Raw genomic sequence first — 16,622 nt, forward strand, 5'->3', positions numbered from 1 at the left:
GATACTGCCGTCCCCCACGGCGCCGCTCGTCCACGCAAAGGAGCACAGGATGAGAAGAACGATGAAGAAGTCGACGGGGGCCGTCCTCGGCCTCGGCCTGAGCGCGGCGGTCGTCGCCGCGCTCCTCACCCCGGGGGCCGCGGCGAACGCCGCCGGGAACACCCTCGTCGTCGACGCGGCGAACAGCATCCGGCCCGTCACCCACGTCGGGGCGGGCGGCCTGTACGCCGTCGCGAGCGACACCGACCCTGCCCCGGGCCTCCTGACGCCGCTCAGGCTGAAGCAGCACACCCAGCCCGCACCCGGAGTCCAGCAGCTGGGCAACGGCGCGACGGTGCCCTCGGGCGACATCCTCAAGACGGCTCCGGCGTTCACCCGCGACGGTGCCCAGGCCTACGCGCGGATGCCCGACGTGTACCCGAACTTCCCCTACCGCTGGATCAGCTGGGCCGACTGGACCCAGAAGATCGACACGATGGTGAAGGCTCGCGTCGACGCCCGGTCGACCACGAACATCAACGGCTGGGAGCTGTGGAACGAACCCGACGGCACCTGGGACACCGCCAAGGCCGGCCCGTTCCTCGACGGCTGGACCCGCACCTACCGTCAAGTGAAGTCGCAGGACACGACCACCCCGATCGTCGGCCCGAGCTACAGCCGCTACTACCCCGACCTGATGCGCGACTTCATGGCAAGGGCCAAGGCCGACGGCACCCTCCCCGACGTCGTCGTCTGGCACGAGCTCGACGACGGTGGCTGGAACGACGTCGACGAGCACGTCGCCGACTACCGCTCGATCGAGCGCAGCCTCGGCATCAGCCCGAGACCTATCTCGATCAACGAGTACGGCTCCCCGAATCAGGTCGACACGCCCAGCGTCTCCGCCCACTTCATCGCCCAGTTCGAGCGCACCGGCATCAAGGACGCCGAGCGCGCCTACTGGTACGAGTCCGGCACCGTCGGCGGGCTCGTCTGGAACGACCGCCCGACCGGGTCGTACTGGCTGTACAAGTGGTACGGCGAGATGGCCGGGAACATGGTCGGCGTCACGCCCTCGGGCGACCTCGACGGCTTCGCGTCGTACGACTCGACCCGGAAGATCGTGAACGTCGCCCTCGGCGGGACTTTCGGCGACAACGCCGTCCAGGTCAAGGGCCTGGCGAGCTTCGGCTCCCAGGTCAGGGTGACGGTGAACTACACGCCGCGCTCGGGACGCATGACGAACGTGGCGGCTCCGACGCAGGTGTCCAGCACGACCGCGACGGTCGTGAACGGGGCCGTCACCGTGCCGATCACGAACCAGGACCACCTCGGCGCCTACCAGGTCGTCGTCACTCCCGCCTCGGGCCCGGTCACGAGCTACCAGCAGACGTACGAGGCCGAGAACGCCACCGTCGTCAACGCGTCGATCCTGCCGTCGGCATCGGCGTCGAACGGCAGCTACGTCGGACGCGTCGACGGCCTCGGAGACGGTCGGTCGAACTCGTTCGTCGACTTCGTGGTCGAGGTCCCGACGGCCGGCAGCTACTCACTGACGACCCGCTACGCGAACGGCGGCACGACGACGTCGACCCAGGGCCTCGCCTACAACGGGAGCGGCTTCTCGACCGTGTCGTACGCCCCGACCGGGGGCTGGGGCCAGTTCGCGACGTCAGCGGCCACGCCGATCACGCTGAAGGCAGGCTTCAACGTGATCCGACTCGCGAAGGGATCCCCGAACTTCGCAGGGGGCACCGGCTTCGCCGAGCTCGACTCGATCACGGTGACGCCCCGATAGGCGGCGGGACGCGGCCGGGCTCCTGACGGGGCCCGGCCCGTCAGTCGCGGGCGCGGCACCTCGAGCTCTTCGAGTACCTCCACCCGGAGGCGATCGAGACGAAGCCGACGCTCCCTCACGAGATCGGCACGCACCGTGTCGCGTTCTCCGTGGACGACATCGAGGAGGCGCTCGAGACCGCCGCGCGCCACGGCTGCCACCCGCTCCGGGGCGTCGCGACCTACGAGGACGCCTACGCGCTCACCTACCTGCGCGGCCCGAGCGGGATCCTCGTGATGCTCGCCCAGGACCTCACGAAGTGACGCCGGTGACCCCGCGGCCTCGGCGGCACGTCAGCCGAGCGACGTCGCTGCGAGACGCAGTGCGTGCAGCGCGGCGAGCGAGTGGGGAGCGAGACCGGCCTCGTCCGACCTGTCCCCGTCGGACCAGCTCGCGTAGCCCTGCTTGAAGGCGAGCACGCCCATCTCGCTGGCCAGCTGGGCGGTCATCTCCGGGACTCCGCGCGACTGGAGGGCGGACGTCATCGCCGCCGCCATCCCGACGCTCTTCAGGGCGTCGCGCTCCTGGAGCTCGTTGCTGGCGCTGATCGCCGCCCGGATGCGAGGTCCGAGGTCACGGTTGCGCGGACCCATCTCGGACGAGGCGCGCTCGAGCCCTGCCGCGACCGCCTCGAGGGGCGACGACCCGGCCGGGGCAGAGGCGATCCCCTCGGCCAGGAGCGCGCTGAGGGTCTCCTGCCCCGCGACGAGGAGCTCGCGCTTGTCGGGGAAGTGCCGGAAGAAGGTGCTCTTGGTGACGCCGGCCCGCTCGCTGATCTGGGTGACGGTGGTGTCGTCGTAGCCCTGGTCGACGAAGAGGTCGACGGCAGCGATGACGAGACGCTCGCGTGCTCCCGGTTCCCATCTGGCCATGGAGCAATGGTAACTGGATGGGACAATTGTCCCATCGCAGTGCTACGGTGACGGGACAACGGTCCCATCAGGGGGCCGTCCTGGCTGAGGAGCACCCATGCACGTCTTCGTCACCGGAGGCACCGGCACCATCGGCTCGCCCGTCGTCGCAGAGCTCCTGGCTCACGGCCACACCGTCCTGGGCTTGGCCCGCTCGGCCAGCTCGGAGGCCGCCCTGCGCGACGCGGGCGCGGACACCATCCGAGGTGGTCTCGCCGACCTCGGCGTGCTGCGCGAGGGCGCCCGGCAGGCCGACGGAGTGATCAGCCTGGCGTTCGGCAGCGACTACGGCTCGGCCGAGGCGCTCGCGACCAGCATCGACGACGAGGGCGCGGCCATGCGCACTCTCGGGGAGGCCCTCGTCGGGACGGAGAAGCCGTTCGTCGTCGTCTCGGGCACGCCGTGGACCCCCGGACGACCGTCGACCGAGTCCGACCCGTTGCCGAAGGAGGGCCCCGTGGCCGGCCGAGCGGTCTCGGTCGAGGCTGCGCTGGCACTGTCCGCCCGAGGTGTCCGCGCGTCGGCCGTGCGGATGCCCCGCACCGTCCACGAGAACGGCGAGGGCGGGTTCGCCGGCCTCCTGACGGAGGCGGCCCGCTCCGCAGGAGTCGCTGGCTACCCGGGCGACGGCACCCAGCGCTGGCCCGCCGTCCATGCACGCGACGCCGCCGTGCTGTTCCGGCTGGCACTCGAGAAGGCTCCCGCCGGGACCGCGTGGCACGCGGTCGCGGACGAGGGCGACAGGGTCGTGGACATCGCCGCGGTCGTCGGACGTCGCCTCGGGATCCCCACGGCTCCGGTCGCCGACGAGGTGTTCGGTCCGTTCGGACCGATCTTCGCCATGGACCAGCCGTCGTCGAGCACCGTCACGAGGGAGGCGCTGGGGTGGGAGCCCACGCACGCGAGCCTGCTCTCGGACTTGGAGAACCTGCAGCCCTAGGAGCGGTGCGCACCACCCTGTCCGCGTCCGTCAGGAGATGACCCGGTCGAGCCACTCCAGGAGCAAGCGGCGCTCGGAGCTGCTGAGCTGCTCGAGCTGGGGGGCGAGCGCGCGGAACGCGACGGTCGTCGACAGGTCGCCCGGTCCTTCGGAGGCGGGCGCCTCGGTCAGGATCTGCGCGAGCAGGCCCGCCAGCACGGCCTCGGAGAGCCCCGGGTCGCGCTCGTCGACCGGCGTCGCGAGCAGCGTGGTGATGACGCCCACCCCGGAGGACTGGACCAGCCCCACGGCCCGGACCTCGGAGAGCCGCAGCCGCCCCGCGACCGCGACCCGGTGGATCCGCGCCTCGAGCACCTCCTTGCCTCGGCGGGCGGCAGGTGAGCCCGCCACTCGACCGGGGTCGCTGAGCAGCGCGAAGAGAGCCGGGTTCGCGAGGCCGAACGCGACCTGGCTGCGCCATCCGTCGCGGAGGTCGTCGACCGGGTCGACGTCCGCCTCGGCCGCCGCCTCGACGACCGACGCCTTGGCCGCCACGAACGACGACATCACGCTCTCGGCCACGGCCTCGAGCAGGCCGTCCTTGTCGCCGAAGAGCCGGTAGATCGCTGGCGCCTGGACGCCGGCCGCCTGCGCGACGCCCCTCGTCGTGACAGCGCCGGGACCCTCGTCCCGCAGGAGCCGGGCGGCGACCTCGACGATGCGGGTGCGGGTGTCGGGAAGAGTCGTGGCGTCGATCACGTGATCAACGATAGCGGCTCCTTGCTATCGTTGAGATTCCAGCGTTAGCATCAATGCCGTACCACGGATACCGCATCCGAGGACCACCGAGAGGCTCACCTCATGATCATCGTCACCGGCGCCACGGGCTCTCTCAACGGAGCCACCGTCGACCACCTCCTCGAGACGGTGCCGGCGTCCGACGTCGTCGTCGTCGTGCGCGACGCCGCGAAGGCGGCCCGCTTCGCCGATCGAGGAGTCGAGGTGCGGACGGGCGACTACGCCGACCCCACGTCCCTCCCCGCCGCCTTCGCAGGAGCCGACCAGCTCCTCCTCGTCTCGTCCAACGACCAGCGGGCCGATGCCGTCGCCCTGCACCGGAACGCCGTCGAGGCCGCCGTCGACGCAGGCGTCGGTCGGGTCCTGTACACGAGCCATCAGGGCGCGTCGCTCGAGACGCCGTTCGGGCCGGGTCGCGACCACGCGGCGACGGAGGCCCTGCTGGCCGACTCGGGCCTCGCCTGGACCTCGCTGCGCAACGGGTTCTACGCCCACAGCCTGACGTGGTCGCTCGGAGATTGGCGCGAGACGGGCGTCATCACCGTGCCGGTCGACGGGCCGATGTCGTGGACGGCTCGGGAGGACGCCGCCGAGGCGGCTGCGCGCATCCTGCTGGCCGAGCAGGCCTTCGACGGCCCGACGACCCTCACCGCGGCCGCCGCGCCCACCTTCACCGAGATCGCCTCGATCGCGACCGAGGTCTCAGGACGACCGGTCAGGACCGAGGTCGTCGGCGAGGACGCGTGGATCGACCGGCAGGTGACGTCCGGCCAGCCGGAGTTCGTGGCCCGCTTCATGCTCGGCATGTACCAGGCCGCGGCCCGCGGGTTCTTCGCGGGCACCGATCCCCGGCTCGGCGAGCAGCTCGGACGCGAGCCCCGGACGGTCCGCGACCTGCTCGTGGCGGAGCACCGCGGCTGACCAGCACAGCTGGTCACCAGTCACGAGACGTGGCCGCCGAGCCCGTCAGTTCGCGAGGTCGGCGAGGGGAAGGGTGAGCTCGATCGTCGTCCCGGCGGCCGAGGTCGAGGCCACGCGGACGCTGCCCCCGTGACGCAGGGCGACCTCGCGGAGGAGCGCGAGGCCGATGCCGAAGCTCGGGCGAGTGCCCTGCCCTCCGCTCGTCGGAGCCGGAGCCGGCGCCGGCGCCGGGGCCACCGAGCTCACCGCGGGCGACTCCGACCGGGCGAACCGGTCGAAGACGCGCGTCGGGTCGATCCCGATGATGCCGGGCCCACGGTCGGTGACGGCCAGCACGACCGAGCCTCCCCTGACCTGGGTCGACACGGTGATCGTGGACCCGCCCGGCGCGTGGCCGAGGGCGTTGTCGACAAGGGCCAAGACGGCCCGTCGGAGGCTCGCGGGCGGCACGGCGACGCGGACCGACCCGTCGCCCTGCTGGTCGAGCGCCACCGCACGCTCCTCGGCCAGCACCGACATCGACCGCAGGACCTCGGCGACCACGTCGTCGAGCACGGCTGACCCCGCCGACGTCGCTCCCTCGGCAGGGTCGCCGCCGGCCGCCTCGAGCAGGTCGCCGACGATGTCGATCAGGGCCCGCGAGTCGTCGCGGAGCCTCGCCAGGTCGGCGGTGACGTTGTCGTCGGCGGTCGCCGCGCCTCCTGCGATCCGGCGCTGCAGCGCCTGGAGACGGGCGTCGAGCACGGCCAGGGGCGTGCGCAGCTCGTGACTCGCGTCGGCGACGAACTGGCGCTGCAAGCGCAGGGCCTCACCGAGCGGCCGGACGGCGCGTCGGGCGATGACCACCGTCACGACGCCGGCGAAGACGACGCCGGCGACGCCGAGGACGACGAGGCCGGCCACGACGTCCGTGGCCGAGACGAAGACCTCGCCCTGGCCCGCGGCGGCGACCTGCTCGAGGCGCTCCTGCGGGACGGTCTGGTGCAGCACCCACGCGATGGTCAGCGCGAGGGCGCCGACCACGACGAGTCCCGAGACGAGCACGATCTGTCGGCCGATCGACCGGGCGGCGGCCTGCAGGGCCGCGGCCTCGGGATCGGCAGCGGGCGTTGCCTGGGCACCGGCACCGGCACCGGCACCACCGTGCCCGCGCCCGCGCCCGCGCCACCAGCTCACAGGGCACCCACCCGGTACCCGCGCCCTCGGACGGTCAGCACGACGTCGCGGTCGATCTTGCGGCGCAGGTAGCTGACGTAGGTGTCGACGGTGCCGAGCTGCTCGCCGTGCGGGAACACCCGGGCGAGCAGGTCGGCCCTGTCGAAGGTGTGGTCGGGGCGTCGGGCGAGCTCGGCGAGGAGGGCGCTCTCTCGCTCGCTCAGCACGACGCGGCTCGACCACGGCGTGACGACGATGCGGCTCTCGGGATACAGGCGGGCCTCCCCCACGTCGAGCCAGCGCTCCTGGGCGGCGAACGACCGCGTCAGGGCGCGCAGCCGGGCGAAGAGCTCGTCGAACTCGAACGGCTTGACGAGGTAGTCGTCCGCCCCGCCGTCGAGCCCCGCGACCAGGTCGGCGGTCGTGCCGAGCGCGGTCAGCATCAGCACGGGGGTCGTCACGTGCTCGCGACGGAGGGTCGCGACGAGCTCGGTGCCCTCGAGCCCCGGGAGGCGGCGGTCGACGACGAGCACCGCGTGGCCTCCTGCCCGGGCGGCGTCGAGCCCGCGTCGGCCGTCGGTCTCGAGGTCGACCTGCCAGGCCTCGCCGAGCACGTCGGCCACGATGGGCCCGAGCCCGGGGTCGTCCTCGACCAGCAGGAGGCGCGGGCGCGCGTCAGGACCGGTCACCCACCGCCTCCTCGTCCCTCGTCGTCGTCGCTGCGGCCGTCCTCCCGGCCCGAGCGGCGCGCGAGCGCCGCAGGGCCGTGACCACGATCGGTAGCACCGACACGACGACGAGCCCGACGGCGAGCAGGTCGATGTGGTCTGCCACGAACGGTAGGCCACCGAGCAGCGATCCGAGCACGGTCATGCCGACGGCCCAGAGGAGAGCGCCGGTGAGGTTCCAGACGACGAACCTGCGGTACGGGTAGCCGCTCGTGCCGGCGGCCAGGGGAACGAAGGTGCGGACGACGGGCACGAACCGGCCGAGGACGAGCGCCTTGCCGCCGTGCCGCTCGAAGAACGCCTCGGCCTGCTCGAGGTGCGCCGTCTTCAGCACGCGGGCGTCGGGACGGAACCAGCGGCGACCGAACCGATGGCCGAGGAAGAACCCGACCTGGTCGCCGGCCGCCGCCGCGAGGAACGCGCAGAGCGCGATCACCGCGACGCTGAGCCCGAGGCTCTGGTGCAGCAGGCCGGCGGTGACCAGCAGCGAGTCGCCGGGCAGGAACGGGAACAGCAGGCCCGACTCGACGAAGATCATGAGCGACAGGCCGCCGAGGGCCCACGGGCCCATGCCGGCGAGGAGGGTCTGGGGGTCGAGGATGCTCACGAGCGGGTCCGTCCTGGGTCGGTGGTCGGGGAGGGGTTCGGCGCCGACGGCTGGACGGGGTGGGCCGACACCGAGCGCTGCTCGATCCGGTCGAGGAGGTGCAGCCACGGCGGCAGGGCCAGCGCCACCACCGAGCAGCCGAGCACGACCGAGGCGAGCGTGTCGCTCGGGTAGTGCACGCCCACCCAGACGCGCGACAGCCCGACGCCGGCCACGGCGAGCGCCGCCGTCCCGATCACGACCGGTGCGCCGCGCCTCCCCCAGGCGAGCAGGACCAGGGCGAGCGCGAGCCCGGTCGCGAGGGCCGTGTGCCCGCTGGGGAACGAGAACGAGTGCGGCTCGACGATCAGCGGGTCGACGAGCAGCCCCGGGTCGGGCCGGTCACGCTGGACGACGAGCTTGACCAGCTCGGCGGCGGCCCACGGCCCGGTCGCGACGCCGAGGGCAGTGAGGGCGGCGGCCGCTCGGCGGCTCACGACCCACACCGCGACGACCAGCAGCAGCACGAGGGCCGCGCCCAGCTGCGGCCCGAGCAGTCGGTCGACGAGCAGTGCGGCCCCGTCGAGCACGGGGACGTGCGCGCGGCTCGCGTGCTGGACGAGGTCGAGGTCGACCTCGCCCACGCTGCCTGCGCCCGAGGTGATCAGCAGCCCCGCGACGACGACGCCGGCGACGCCGGTCGCGCCCCAGGCCGCCCACGCCCGGTCGTGGACGACGGAGCGGACAGCCGGGAACAGAGGAGGCGCGGTGCGGCCGCGAGGGAGCGCCGGCGAGGGCGGACGGTGCAGGACGGTCATGCACGCAGGCTCCGCCCGGCCGTCCCAGAAACCGCTCAGACGCCCTGGCGGGCCGACCCGCGCCTCCTCGTCTCGGGCGGTGCGCCTCCTCGTCTCGGCCTCTGGGGGCTTTCTGGGAGGCGACCCCCGACCGTCGTCGCATGACGACACGCGCTGTTCCGACCGGGGCCCCGACCCTCGACCGCCGGGCCCTGCTGAGCAAGGTCCCCGAGATCACCCTCGCGTTCTGGGTGATCAAGGTGCTGTGCACCACCGTCGGCGAGACCTTCGCCGACTTCCTCGCCGACGGCCTCGGACTCGGACTGACCGTGACGAGCATCGTGATGGCGGCCCTGCTCGTCGTGGCCCTCGTCGTGCAGTTCCGGACGCGGGCCTACGTGCCCGTCGTCTACTGGCTCGCGGTCGTGCTGATCAGCGTCGTCGGCACCCTCCTCACCGACACGCTGACCGACTCGCTCGGGGTCAGCCTGTGGCTGTCGACGGCCGTCTTCGCGGTGGCGCTGGCCGCCGTGTTCGTCGTCTGGCACCGCGTCGAGGGCACCCTGTCGATCCACGAGGTCACGACCCCGCGCCGCGAGTCCTTCTACTGGGCCGCCGTCCTGATGACCTTCGCGCTCGGCACGGCCGTCGGCGACCTGCTCGGCGAGCAGCTCGCGCTCGGCTACCTGCCGTCGGCGCTGCTGTTCGCCGCAGCCATCGGGGTCGTCGCCCTGGCCCACCGGTTCGCCGGCGCCGGGTCGGTGCTCGCCTTCTGGGCGGCGTACGTCCTCACCCGGCCGCTCGGCGCCTCCGTCGGGGACTTCCTGTCGCAGCCGGTCGCGGACGGCGGGCTCGGCCTCGGGTCGACCGTCACGAGCGTGGTGTTCCTCGCGGCGATCGCGGCCCTCGTCGTCGTCCTCACGGTGCGGCGACCGGCGCGCCCGGCCCTGCGCGTCTAGCCGCCCCCGCCCCTCCTCCCTCACCACCCACTCGAGAAAGAAGACCCCATGGACTGGCAGCTCAACGGCCTCCCCCTGCACCCGCTCATCGTCCACCTCGTGACCGTCGCGTTCCCGACGGCGTCGCTGCTGATCCTGGTCGGGGCGTTCTGGCCCGCGCTGCGACGGCGGCTGGGCATCATCACCCCGCTGATCGCCCTGGTCTCGTTGATCGCGGTGCCCCTCGCGACGTCGTCGGGCGAGTCGCTGGAGGAGCGGGTCGGCGGGAGCGCACTGCTCGAGACCCACACGCAGCTGGGCGACACCCTGCTGCCCTGGGCGATCGCAGTGGTCGTCGTGGCCGTGGCGCAGTGGGCGTGGCAGCACTGGGTGCTGACGCCGGAGAGGCAGCGTCCCCGTCCGGCAGTCCGGGGCAGCGCCCGACTGATCGTCGGCGCCCTGCTGACGGTCCTGGCCGTCGGGACGAGCATCGGGGGGATCGTCACGACGGTCCGGATCGGGGACTCCGGCGCGAAGGCCGTGTGGTCCGACTCCTCGCAGAGCTGACAGGGCTGTGCCGATGTTCGCCGGGTGGCGCGATCACGACGCCCCGGCGGTGGACGCCTATCGCGTCGGCGTCGCCACGGTGAGCTCGGCGACCTCGACGACCGCGTCGTCGGGCATGTCCGGGTACCAGTTCTCCCGGAGCTGCTCGGCGAAGAGCGCCATGTCCGTCCCTGCGGGCTGTCGCGCCTGCTCGGCGGTGAGCTCGTCGAGACGATGGCGCCGCACCGCGGTGACGTGCCCAGCGAGGGGCGGGGCGGTGAGGTGCTCGTCGAAGACGAACGTCGACGCTCCGACCCGGACTGACTCGCCCCACCGGACCGTCGTCACCTTCTCGCCGCTGACGATCGCGTCGTAGTGCTGCCGGTGGAAGTGGACGATCTGGCGCGCTCCGTCGGTCATCCGACCAGCCTGCCCCTTCCGGCCCGTCATCCACCTGTGCCACGGACCGCGTGGCGCTCGTCCGATCCGGATGAGACGGGGACGCAGAGGCTGGCGCGTCCGCGTCTGCCACGTGTCGAACTCACGACGTAGGGCGGCATCGTCGCCGTAGATCTGCCAGGCGTCGTCCTGTCCGAGCTCGATGCCGAGCCTGCGACGCTGAGTCCGGTTCAGGAACTGCTGCTTGAAGGTCGCGAACTCGACGTCGACGCTGCCTGACGTCATGACGACAGCTCGGCGGAAGCCCGCACCCGAGTGGCGGTGGTCCGGTCACGTCCCCCGCCGTCCGTCGGAGCGATGACCGTGCCTCGGGGCTGGGAGTACTTCCTCGGTGCCAGGCTCGGGACGTCCCCGGCCTCGGTGGTCACGACGAGCCCCCGGGAGCTCTCCGCCGAGTCCGCCAGTTCGCGCAGCCACGTCTCGTTGATGACCGGGACACGGCTGCCGTCGAACTTGAAGTAGATGAGCACCTGCGGGTGCATCCAGATCGCGCTCCGTCCCGAGCCGGCCTCGACGCTGTCCTTCCAGGACATGAGGAACGCCTCGCCGCGGCGGAGCTTGTTGACGATGACGATCTGGAGGTGCGTCAGGGTGCGGTCGTCCACGACGACCACGAGCCCGTCGTAGCTGATGGAACCCATGGGGTGGTCCGTCCAGACCACCGATGTGGATGAGATCGTGCACCGTTTCCCGACGCATCCGGGGCCTGGGGATGCCTCATGAACATTCGATCAACGCTCGGTACGCGCGACTCTATCCGCTGCGGGCCCTGCCACAAGAGGCTGCCCCCGCAGCCCTGCCAGCGTGACGTGACACGATCGCATCATGAGACGCGAAGTCGTGCACGAGGGGTCGCCCACGAGCATCGTCGTCGCGGCCATGACCGGGGTCGTCCTCCTCGGCGTTCCCCTCGCGTTCGTCGGCTGGTACGTCGTGGCGATCGGGTCCATGGCGTTCGCCGGTTGCAGCTCACGACCGGGCAGCTGCAACTATGCCCTCGGCAGCGGGACCCTGCAGGGCTACCCGTTCCTCGCCGGGCTCATCGTCCTGGTCTGCGCCGTGGGCATCTGGGTGCTCCGTGACCGCGTCCGCCCCTCCCGCCTCGTCGGCCTCGCCTTCGGTGCACTGCTCGCGCTGGGCGCTCTCATCGTGGCCTCTGCTGCTCTGGTGACCCATGCCGCGTCCGCGTGAAGCCGCCCGAGTTCGTCCTCCGGGCATCCCGCGATGTCCATCGACGGCAAGCGCGCCACGGTCCCTGCCTGCTTGCCCTCGCGAGACCGCCTACTGAGACGATGGTCGGTCGACTGAAAGTCGTTCCAGAGCGTGCATCAGCGTCGCGTGCTCGAGGCCCTCGGTGCGTTGCAGCAGGTGTTCTCGGACCGCGGCGGCGTGGATCGGTCGCGCGATCCGGACCAGGTTCGCTCCCTCGTCCAGGACTCTGACGAGAACGCCACCGTCGACCGCGCTGCGACTGACGAGTCCACGGCTCTCCATGCGCGTGAGCTGGTGAGAGAGGCGACTGCGATCCCACTGCAACAGACCGCCGAGATCGTTCTGGCGAAGCTCCCCGCCACCCATCTCGACCAGTCGGGTCAGGATGCCGAAGTCTTGATCGGACAACCCCGAGCCCGCCTTGATGTCCTCGGCCACACGCTGCCGCACCATGTCGGCGGCGACCTTCCACGCATGCCACAGATCCTGTTCCTGTTCCGTGAGGGGTGCGGTCATGCGTCGAACCTACCGGCCGTGGTGTTGACGCGTCAACGCGGTAGGTCCATGCTGTTGACATGACAACACACAGCATGAAGAAGGTCGCTCTCGTCTCCGGCGGAAACAGAGGCATCGGCATCGCGATCGTGCGGGGCCTCGCCTCGAAAGGCTTCATCGTCCTGCTAGGCGCGAGGAGCATCGGCGCCGGCGAGGAAGCAGCGGCATCACTGGACGGTGACGTTCGCCCCGTCGTCCTCGACGTCACCCAGCAGGATCAGGTCGACGCTCTCGCCGCGGATGTCTCGGACGAGTTCGGGCACCTCGACGTGCTGGTGAACAACGCCGGCGTCAGCACCCTCACCTTCCACCCCATGGACCACCTGCCCAGGCCGACCGAGGAGACGGTCGACGACATCAGGAACGTGTACGAGGTCAACGTGTTCGGCGTCGTCCGGATGATGACCGCGTTCCTGCCGCTCCTCACGAAGGCGGACGCACCGCGGGTGGTCAACGTCACGAGCAAGCGCGGGTCCATCGGCGAGGAGGGCGCTTGGGCGGGGCAGCCGTCGATGGCGTACTCGAGTTCGAAGACAGCCCTCAACGCCCTGACGGTGCACTACGCCCGGCAGTTCGCCGACACGTCGTTGAAGATCAACGGCGCCGCCCCAGGACACGTCGCCACCGACTTCAACGACTTCCGTGGCACCCGGACGCCCGACGAAGGCGCCGCCGCCGCCATCCGCCTGGCCACCCTCCCCACGGCCGGCCCGACCGGCGCGGTCTTCGAGGACGATCAGCAGCTCGCGTGGTGAACGGCCGATGACCGATCGCCTGGCCGACGTGTCTCCTGTCGGTGACGACCGAAGGCGCGTCTGACACGTGAGCGGCCCCGGCCTCAGGCGCCGGCGCCGCCGTCGACGGGCACGATGGCACCCGTCACGGCCGATGCACGATCGCTCAGGAAGAATGCGGCTACCTCGGCGACTTCGAGGGCGGTCGCCATGCGGCCCATCGGGCTGGCCGCGTTGTTGGCGTCGATGATCCCCGGGGCCTTCTTCTCCCACTCGTCCATCATCTCCGTCGCCGTTCCGCCGGGCATGAGCCCGTTCACACGGATGCCCTCGGCAGCCCAGGTGACCGCCGCCGTCTCCGTGATGCTGTTCAACGCCCTCTTCATGGCCCCGTACGCCGGCAGCGGCGGCACGCCACGGCGACTGCCGATGCTGGACGTGTTGACGATCGCGCCGCCGCCGGTCTTCCGCATGAGGGCTGCTTCGGCGACCATCGCGACCCAGTGTGCACGGAAGTTCACGGCGAACTGCTCGTCGATGTCGTCATCGGACGTGGTGTCGAGTGGGCCGATTCCTTGCTGGTTGATTCCTCCGTTGTTGAATGCCCCGTCGAGGCGCCCGTGGCGTTCCTCGACTCGCTCGACGGCCGCACGGATGCTGGCCCGGTCGGCGAGGTCCATCGCGACGGCGTCAGCCGTGCCGCCTTGGGTGCGGATCTCGTCGACGAGGGCGTCGAGCGCCCCCGTGCCGCGGGCAGCGAGCACGACGGATGCGCCCTCTCGAGCGAAGAGACGGCTGGCCGCGGCGCCGATGCCGCGGCTGGCTCCGGTGATGAAGATGACCTTCCCGGTCAGAAGGCCGACCGGCGTGGACTCAGTGTTGTTCGTCATGTAAAGAGCGTCTGCGCCCTGGGAATCTGCATCCAGGCACAAACGGTACGCGGGTCCACCGCCTCTCAGGGCGGAGACTCGTGACATGGACAAGGGTGAGCTCGCAGCTTTTCTCCGGAGTCGCCGCGAGCGTCTCCGCCCCGAAGACGTCGGCCTCTCGTCCGGGTCTCGGCGAAGGACTCCAGGTCTTCGGCGCGAGGAGGTCGCCGTCCTCGCTCACGTCTCGACCGAGTACTACGCCCGACTCGAACAGGGCCGCGCGCCTCGGCCCTCAGCCGTCGTCCTCGCAGGCATCGCGGGCGCACTGCGTCTCACCCCCGAAGAGTCCGACCACCTGCACCGGCTGGCTGGCACCGCCCCCACTCCGACGGGACTGCACAGTCGCGACGTACGGCCGAGCATCCTGACCCTGCTCGAACGGCTCCCCCACACCGCCGGGATCGTCCTCTCGGCCACGTTCGAGGTGCTCGCCTGGAACGACCTGGCGGCAGCTCTCATGGAGGACTTCTCCCTGCTCGTTCCCCGCGATCGCAACCTCGCGAGGAAGACCTTCCTCGAGGGTGGGCAGCCGCCGGAGGCGATCTACGGGATCTCCGACGAGGCCGCATTCCGGGAAGGTGTCGTGACCCGACTCCGTAGCGCCCAGGCTGTCTACCCATCTGACCCGAGCGTCCGCGATCTCATCGACGACCTCCATTCCGGCAGCGCTGTGTTCGCACAGCTCTGGGAGCGGCACGACGTCCAGACACCACCGCCCCTGCAGAAGACCTTCCACCACACAGCGGCCGGGCCGATCACGGTCAACTGCGACTCCCTAGCCATCACCGAGCGGGACCAACACCTCGTGCTCTACACCGCACCAGCGGGCTCCCGAGACGCTGAGAACCTCGCCCTATTGGAAGTGATCGGCTCCGAACCCCTCATCGGACCGCGGGGCACCTGAACGGCCCATCCAAGCTTTGGCTCCGAGAGATCGACCAACAGCGCGGCCGAGTCTCGGTGGCCGATCGTCTATCGGGACGCCGCCCTGAGCAGGTTTGCGAGATGGAAGTTCCATCCCTCCTCGTGTGCGGCTCGAAGTCCGTCGCCATCCGCGAGCTGCCCAAAACCTCGTTCCGTCAGCGTGACCGTGCTCCGCTCGCCGTCACTACGGATATCGAAGCGCACCGTGAGCGGCGCCGGCCATTCCGGCTGCTGCCACACGAAGGCCAGCCGACTCGGCGGTACTGCTTCCGTCACGCGACCGTCAGCGAAGTGCTCGCGGCCGCCCTCGGTCCAGGTATAGCGCACGGCCGAGCCGACCTCGGGAGTCAGCACCAGCTCAGGCCACCAGGAGTCGCGCTCGTCCGTAAGCGCGCACCACAGTCCCTCCGTGGAGGACACCGATGCGACGGTGATCGACAGCGAGTCAGCGCACATGCTCAGACGCTAGTGCGTCTGCCCAGCACTGGCGCCGATGTGCCGGCCGCCGATCCCCTACCGGGCGGTGGTCGGCCGTGCATCTGCCCACACCAGGCCCTCCGCGCAGAATTAGCACCAAGATGTCCTGCTCTGCATCTACCGTCAACAAGGTGACCACCTCTGACGCGGAGACATCAGCCGACGCCCCCGAGAGCTTCCCCTCCGGGTGGGTACTGATCGGCGAGCGACGCAGGTGGTGGGCGCCCCTGGCCGGCGCCGGAGTACTCACGTTCGTCTTCTTCGGCATCTACGGCGCCGGCACATTCGGGTCATTCTTCGAAGGCGTCGCCCCCTGGCCCAGCAGCCTTCTCCTGGGCGCCCTGACCGCAGGCGTTCTCGTGGTCGCGGCCACGCTCATCCGGAACACCCGCTACCCGCAACCCTGGGTGAACCTCGACACGGACGAGCTCCGAGCCGGCCGCCGGACCCTGGCCCTGAACACCATCGACAGCGCCCTGATCCCGTCTGACCCAGCGACGCAGTCGGAGATCCTCACGCTCCGGCTCTTGGCCAAGAACGCGCGCGTCGAGATGATCCTCCGCACCCGCAAAGGCCCACGCCTGGACACCGAATCCACACAGGTCCTCGCCGAGGCAATCCGACGCACCACCATCACGATGCCCACCTCGATCCACGACTCCAGCGGCAAATTCGCGAGGTACAACTTCCCCGGGCACATCGACCTCGACGACACACTCGCCCTCGTCCAGCACCCACCCGCACCGGGAAAACCGCTACCAGCATCCTGGTGACGACCTCGAGGCCGTCCGCTGTCAGGAGGCCAAAGCAAAAAAGGATCGGCTATCGGGATTCATCAGCAGCCTTTCCCGGAATGACCCACCAACGACGAGGTGCAGGGTCAGGCGGGGAGTACGTCGCCATCTGTTGATGCGTCGATGGCTGCATTCCTGATGAGGTCCTCGTACGACACCGGCATGTCAGGTGAGTTCTGCACTGCTGTCGCTGGCTCTGCGAGGGGGCGGCGAGACGCATAGGGAACGATCCGGACCGGCACTGCGTCGGGGGCGCTTTCGTAAGTACTCACGTTCGCGGCCTCCTCCTGGCTGTGAGGATGGCAGAACTCAGGGCGGGCGGGAAGAGGCTGTTCTTCCGCTCTGCTGATGTCTCGTTCAGGTAACGCACCAAACTCTTCCAGCGAGGGTGGCGAACCCCTGTCAACTCCCCACCGGGAACCA

20 protein-coding genes and 1 pseudogene are annotated in these 16,622 nt (G+C 70.7%); 10 read left to right on the top strand and 11 right to left on the bottom strand.

Translation table 11 applies throughout. The features are described from left to right. The first annotated feature begins 49 nt into the window (after positions 1 to 49). Entirely contained in the window at positions 50 to 1,777 is a 1,728-nt protein-coding gene (locus IFT77_RS06345) for a CBM35 domain-containing protein (protein WP_244638394.1), read from the top strand. A 59-nt stretch (positions 1,778 to 1,836) separates the two neighbouring features. Then, positions 1,837 to 2,079 (top strand): annotated as a pseudogene (locus IFT77_RS06350) (VOC family protein); the annotation flags it as partial. Between the two features lie 30 nt (positions 2,080 to 2,109). On the opposite strand, the gene IFT77_RS06355 reads toward IFT77_RS06350, so the two are convergent. After that, positions 2,110 to 2,688 (bottom strand): TetR/AcrR family transcriptional regulator, encoded by a 579-nt coding sequence (locus tag IFT77_RS06355; protein ID WP_192042624.1) that lies wholly within the window; start codon positions 2,686 to 2,688, stop codon positions 2,110 to 2,112. 97 nt (positions 2,689 to 2,785) lie between these two features. Between IFT77_RS06355 and IFT77_RS06360 the strand changes: the two genes are divergently transcribed. Continuing rightward, positions 2,786 to 3,667 (top strand): SDR family oxidoreductase, encoded by an 882-nt coding sequence (locus IFT77_RS06360; protein ID WP_192042623.1) that lies wholly within the window; start codon positions 2,786 to 2,788, stop codon positions 3,665 to 3,667. Positions 3,668 to 3,697: 30 nt separating this feature from the next. Here IFT77_RS06360 and IFT77_RS06365 read toward each other — a convergent pair whose 3' ends face one another. Next, entirely contained in the window at positions 3,698 to 4,405 is a 708-nt protein-coding gene (locus tag IFT77_RS06365; protein WP_192042622.1) for a TetR family transcriptional regulator, read from the bottom strand. A gap of 102 nt (positions 4,406 to 4,507) precedes the next feature. On the opposite strand from IFT77_RS06365, the gene IFT77_RS06370 reads away from it, so the two are divergent. Then, complete coding sequence (locus IFT77_RS06370) at positions 4,508 to 5,365, top strand: NAD(P)H-binding protein (protein WP_192042621.1); 858 nt, start codon at positions 4,508 to 4,510, stop codon at positions 5,363 to 5,365. Between the two features lie 45 nt (positions 5,366 to 5,410). Here IFT77_RS06370 and IFT77_RS06375 read toward each other — a convergent pair whose 3' ends face one another. From IFT77_RS06375 to IFT77_RS06390, 4 genes are read right to left on the bottom strand one after another with little or no spacing between them, the layout of a single operon-like run. Next, entirely contained in the window at positions 5,411 to 6,541 is a 1,131-nt protein-coding gene (locus IFT77_RS06375; protein WP_192042620.1) for a HAMP domain-containing sensor histidine kinase, read from the bottom strand. Further along, positions 6,538 to 7,209, bottom strand: coding sequence for a response regulator (locus IFT77_RS06380; RefSeq protein WP_192169451.1), 672 nt, complete (start codon positions 7,207 to 7,209; stop codon positions 6,538 to 6,540). Before IFT77_RS06380 ends, IFT77_RS06375 begins: the two co-directional genes overlap by 4 nt. After that, positions 7,196 to 7,855, bottom strand: a complete 660-nt coding sequence (locus IFT77_RS06385) for a DedA family protein (RefSeq protein WP_371740958.1) — start codon at positions 7,853 to 7,855, stop codon at positions 7,196 to 7,198. Before IFT77_RS06385 ends, IFT77_RS06380 begins: the two co-directional genes overlap by 14 nt. Then, positions 7,852 to 8,652 carry a phosphatase PAP2 family protein gene (locus IFT77_RS06390; protein ID WP_192042618.1) on the bottom strand — a complete coding sequence of 267 codons (801 nt, stop codon included), beginning with the start codon at positions 8,650 to 8,652 and terminating at the stop codon, positions 7,852 to 7,854. Before IFT77_RS06390 ends, IFT77_RS06385 begins: the two co-directional genes overlap by 4 nt. A 140-nt stretch (positions 8,653 to 8,792) precedes the next feature. Between IFT77_RS06390 and IFT77_RS06395 the strand changes: the two genes are divergently transcribed. Beyond that, positions 8,793 to 9,590 carry a hypothetical protein gene (locus tag IFT77_RS06395; protein ID WP_192042617.1) on the top strand — a complete coding sequence of 266 codons (798 nt, stop codon included), beginning with the start codon at positions 8,793 to 8,795 and terminating at the stop codon, positions 9,588 to 9,590. Positions 9,591 to 9,638: 48 nt separating this feature from the next. Continuing rightward, the gene (locus tag IFT77_RS06400) at positions 9,639 to 10,136 is read left to right on the top strand and encodes a DUF2231 domain-containing protein (protein ID WP_192042616.1); all 498 of its coding nucleotides are present in this window, start codon (positions 9,639 to 9,641) and stop codon (positions 10,134 to 10,136) included. A gap of 57 nt (positions 10,137 to 10,193) precedes the next feature. Here IFT77_RS06400 and IFT77_RS06405 read toward each other — a convergent pair whose 3' ends face one another. Both IFT77_RS06405 and IFT77_RS06410 read right to left on the bottom strand, forming a co-directional pair. After that, positions 10,194 to 10,535: an ASCH domain-containing protein gene (locus IFT77_RS06405; protein WP_192169452.1), complete on the bottom strand. Its 342-nt coding sequence runs from the start codon at positions 10,533 to 10,535 to the stop codon at positions 10,194 to 10,196. A 260-nt stretch (positions 10,536 to 10,795) separates the two neighbouring features. Then, positions 10,796 to 11,215, bottom strand: a complete 420-nt coding sequence (locus IFT77_RS06410; protein WP_192042614.1) for an ATP-dependent DNA ligase — start codon at positions 11,213 to 11,215, stop codon at positions 10,796 to 10,798. Positions 11,216 to 11,399: 184 nt separating this feature from the next. On the opposite strand from IFT77_RS06410, the gene IFT77_RS06415 reads away from it, so the two are divergent. Beyond that, complete coding sequence (locus IFT77_RS06415) at positions 11,400 to 11,765, top strand: hypothetical protein (RefSeq protein ID WP_192042613.1); 366 nt, start codon at positions 11,400 to 11,402, stop codon at positions 11,763 to 11,765. Between the two features lie 90 nt (positions 11,766 to 11,855). On the opposite strand, the gene IFT77_RS06420 is transcribed toward IFT77_RS06415, so the two are convergent. Next, on the bottom strand, positions 11,856 to 12,302 hold the full coding sequence (locus IFT77_RS06420) for a MarR family winged helix-turn-helix transcriptional regulator (protein ID WP_192042612.1): 447 nt from the start codon (positions 12,300 to 12,302) through the stop codon (positions 11,856 to 11,858). 59 nt (positions 12,303 to 12,361) lie between these two features. Here IFT77_RS06420 and IFT77_RS06425 point away from each other — a divergent pair, with 59 nt between their 5' ends. Beyond that, positions 12,362 to 13,096, top strand: a complete 735-nt coding sequence (locus IFT77_RS06425; protein ID WP_192042611.1) for an SDR family NAD(P)-dependent oxidoreductase — start codon at positions 12,362 to 12,364, stop codon at positions 13,094 to 13,096. Positions 13,097 to 13,179: 83 nt separating this feature from the next. On the opposite strand, the gene IFT77_RS06430 is transcribed toward IFT77_RS06425, so the two are convergent. Then, positions 13,180 to 13,965 carry an SDR family NAD(P)-dependent oxidoreductase gene (locus IFT77_RS06430; RefSeq protein WP_192042610.1) on the bottom strand — a complete coding sequence of 262 codons (786 nt, stop codon included), beginning with the start codon at positions 13,963 to 13,965 and terminating at the stop codon, positions 13,180 to 13,182. 85 nt (positions 13,966 to 14,050) lie between these two features. Between IFT77_RS06430 and IFT77_RS06435 the strand changes: the two genes are divergently transcribed. After that, positions 14,051 to 14,908 carry a helix-turn-helix transcriptional regulator gene (locus tag IFT77_RS06435; protein ID WP_192042609.1) on the top strand — a complete coding sequence of 286 codons (858 nt, stop codon included), beginning with the start codon at positions 14,051 to 14,053 and terminating at the stop codon, positions 14,906 to 14,908. Between the two features lie 68 nt (positions 14,909 to 14,976). Here the strand turns inward: IFT77_RS06435 and IFT77_RS06440 are convergent, their stop codons facing one another. Beyond that, positions 14,977 to 15,384, bottom strand: a complete 408-nt coding sequence (locus IFT77_RS06440; RefSeq protein WP_192042608.1) for an SRPBCC domain-containing protein — start codon at positions 15,382 to 15,384, stop codon at positions 14,977 to 14,979. Positions 15,385 to 15,536: 152 nt separating this feature from the next. Here IFT77_RS06440 and IFT77_RS06445 point away from each other — a divergent pair, with 152 nt between their 5' ends. Continuing rightward, entirely contained in the window at positions 15,537 to 16,178 is a 642-nt protein-coding gene (locus tag IFT77_RS06445) for a hypothetical protein (RefSeq protein ID WP_192042607.1), read from the top strand. Positions 16,179 to 16,622 lie beyond the last annotated feature (444 nt).

Source organism: Frigoribacterium sp. CFBP 13729 (genome assembly GCF_014841875.1).
GTDB lineage: Bacteria > Actinomycetota > Actinomycetes > Actinomycetales > Microbacteriaceae > Frigoribacterium.